Origin of the sequence: Companilactobacillus futsaii JCM 17355 (assembly GCF_001435505.1) — a bacterium.
Lineage (GTDB): Bacteria > Bacillota > Bacilli > Lactobacillales > Lactobacillaceae > Companilactobacillus > Companilactobacillus futsaii.
The window spans coordinates 1-2085 of record NZ_AZDO01000146.1; the positions used below are offsets into that span (position 1 = coordinate 1).

The window sequence follows — 2085 nt, forward strand, 5'->3', positions numbered from 1 at the left end:
GATGAATGTCACAACATTGTTCGAGCAATTATTTATATTCAAAAGCATTTTTATGCCATGCCAAAAGAGTTTCGAAATGCTGACAGAGAGCTTAGTGATCAGACTAAGAACAGAATAATTCAATCAATTCTGTGGGAGGACGAACTTGCTAACAGATTTAAATTGTGCCGTGTATGAAATGCGTTGCAATAAGTATCCGTGTGTTGAAATTGCTGATGCTTTACATATTAGCGATGAAGATGTTGAGTTTATTGACAAGGCCAATCAAGAACATTTGGCAAAATTAGAAATGATTAGATTAGGAAGGTTAAATCTTAGCGATTTTAATTAGATGATGAAAATGACAGATGATAATTTAGCAGTCTATCAAATGCGTGAAAATAGATATAAGAATAAAGAAATAGCAGCTGCTATGCATAAAGAGCTTTTTTATATAGAAGACATAATACGTCAAAATAACAGGATCGGTAAAAAATTATATAGAGAAGACGATGAATGGCAGCGGTTGAATGCTAGAAGAAATAAGCAAAGGAGGAAAAGACATGATTCAAGATATTAACTTGCAAGTTTATCAAATGCGCAAAAATGACTACACTTTTGCTGAAATAGCTAATTCATTAGGCTATAGCGATGAAGATATTAGAAATATTGATGATATTAATTAGGAGGACTAATTAATTGGATAAAAAATAACAGTTAATAAAGAACAGCTTATAGCAGGAGTTTGTATCTTAGCTAAGACTTTGGAACCTCCATTTGATTTGCTTCTTATTAATGCTTTAAAAGAAGTGGCTCCAACTTTAAAAGAAGATATTGAAATTAAGACAATTGTTGAAGATTACCAGTTGCTGAAGTACGAGGTTGAAGACGAATGAAAATTTATATTTTAGCCAGCCGGGAAAAGGATACCAAGGAAAAATATATTCCTAGTTTTAATTCATCGTATGACGGTATTGAGAAGATCAATGCATTTCCTGATGCAAACAGTGCTCAAAGATGTTTAGAAATTAAAAAGAGACTTTACAAAGATTCAGAATTCAAATTGTTTACGTATGAGAATGATGAGCTTGAATCTTTTAAATTTAACGATTAAGAGAAATTTATTAGGGGAATTAATCATGAATAAAAAAATAGTAATGCCAAAAGTGTTCGATGATTGGTACAAGGATGTAACAGCGGAATCATCAGATATTCAAGGAATCATTAATTCTTTTAATTCGACGATTGACGGAGAATACAACAGCTATGAGCCAGAAAGAGAATTGTACATATGGGTGCATAGTGGCAAATACAACAGAGTTCTTGGCATGAATTTAGTTGATGAGAACAGATATAGAAAATGTTTAGAAGCTATTCTATACGGCTACGAGTTTGACAATTAAAATAGGATTCTTTCTGATATTAGATATTTTAATTAACATTTGGATTGATTTAAGAACTATCAGGACAAAATAAAAAAGCCACCCACAAAGTGAGCAGCTAATTAATTGGTTCCGACAAATCAATTATATCATAAGTGGAGGCTGTATATATCGTGGGATTACTATTACCAGATATTGATGAAGAAAAAACAATTAAGAATGTTAAAAATTATTTTGAGCATGAATTTCCAAGATTAATTGCTCAATCTCACATGAGTCTCACGTATGTGCAGTCTCCAAGTTTTGATCGTATTGGGAGCGGAATTAATACGAGAAATACTCAAGAGGATAAAATTGTGGGTAAATTAGGTGCAAAGGAATATATCCAAATAACGATGAAACTTATTAGCAACTGTCCACATGATTATATGGTTATTTTGAAAAATTATTATATCCATAATATGACGAACATTGATTTGCAAGAATTATTAGGCTATGGACAAACGCGATGTAATGAGCTAAAGAATATGGCTTTGCTATACTTTGCTGATGCTTTTATTGATTATTACGATTTGCATGTTTATATTCCAGAAAATAAAAAAAGCGATGTAATGCCGACGTATTAGCGATGTTTTAGCGATGAAAGAGCGTTACACAAGCGACCACTTAGCGACCACTTTACGTGTTATATTAGTATTATCGAAAGATTAAGAGATATGCGGTT

General features: G+C 32.0%; 7 protein-coding genes. All 7 read left to right on the forward strand.

Annotated features, from left to right (window positions below):
* The first annotated feature begins 178 nt into the window (after positions 1 to 178).
* A complete protein-coding gene (locus FC88_RS12965; RefSeq protein WP_235526939.1) occupies positions 179 to 331 on the forward strand; it encodes a hypothetical protein in 153 nt (50 codons plus the stop codon).
* Between the two features lie 9 nt (positions 332 to 340).
* Positions 341 to 559, forward strand: coding sequence for a hypothetical protein (locus FC88_RS11970; protein ID WP_149029830.1), 219 nt, complete (start codon positions 341 to 343; stop codon positions 557 to 559).
* Positions 543 to 665 (forward strand): hypothetical protein, encoded by a 123-nt coding sequence (locus FC88_RS13285; protein ID WP_268750941.1) that lies wholly within the window; start codon positions 543 to 545, stop codon positions 663 to 665. The genes FC88_RS11970 and FC88_RS13285 overlap by 17 nt, the downstream gene beginning before the upstream one ends.
* Positions 666 to 743: 78 nt before the next feature.
* The gene (locus FC88_RS13290) at positions 744 to 875 is read left to right on the forward strand and encodes a hypothetical protein (protein ID WP_268750942.1); all 132 of its coding nucleotides are present in this window, start codon (positions 744 to 746) and stop codon (positions 873 to 875) included.
* The gene (locus tag FC88_RS11975; RefSeq protein WP_057815926.1) at positions 872 to 1093 is read left to right on the forward strand and encodes a hypothetical protein; all 222 of its coding nucleotides are present in this window, start codon (positions 872 to 874) and stop codon (positions 1091 to 1093) included. The genes FC88_RS13290 and FC88_RS11975 overlap by 4 nt, the downstream gene beginning before the upstream one ends.
* A 43-nt stretch (positions 1094 to 1136) precedes the next feature.
* Entirely contained in the window at positions 1137 to 1382 is a 246-nt protein-coding gene (locus FC88_RS11980) for a hypothetical protein (RefSeq protein ID WP_149029831.1), read from the forward strand.
* A 152-nt stretch (positions 1383 to 1534) separates the two neighbouring features.
* Positions 1535 to 1987 (forward strand): ArpU family phage packaging/lysis transcriptional regulator, encoded by a 453-nt coding sequence (locus FC88_RS11985; protein WP_057815929.1) that lies wholly within the window; start codon positions 1535 to 1537, stop codon positions 1985 to 1987.
* Positions 1988 to 2085: the final 98 nt, after the last annotated feature.

What these genes read in the sequence shown, in the direction of transcription:
- FC88_RS11975 (WP_057815926.1), top strand. Translation starts at nt 872, where the DNA reads ATGAAAATTTATATTTTAGCCAGCCGGGAAAAGGATACCAAGGAAAAA.
- FC88_RS13285 (WP_268750941.1), top strand. Translation starts at nt 543, where the DNA reads ATGATTCAAGATATTAACTTGCAAGTTTATCAAATGCGCAAAAATGAC.
- FC88_RS11980 (WP_149029831.1), top strand. Translation starts at nt 1,137, where the DNA reads ATGCCAAAAGTGTTCGATGATTGGTACAAGGATGTAACAGCGGAATCA.
- FC88_RS11970 (WP_149029830.1), top strand. Translation starts at nt 341, where the DNA reads ATGACAGATGATAATTTAGCAGTCTATCAAATGCGTGAAAATAGATAT.
- FC88_RS12965 (WP_235526939.1), top strand. Translation starts at nt 179, where the DNA reads ATGCGTTGCAATAAGTATCCGTGTGTTGAAATTGCTGATGCTTTACAT.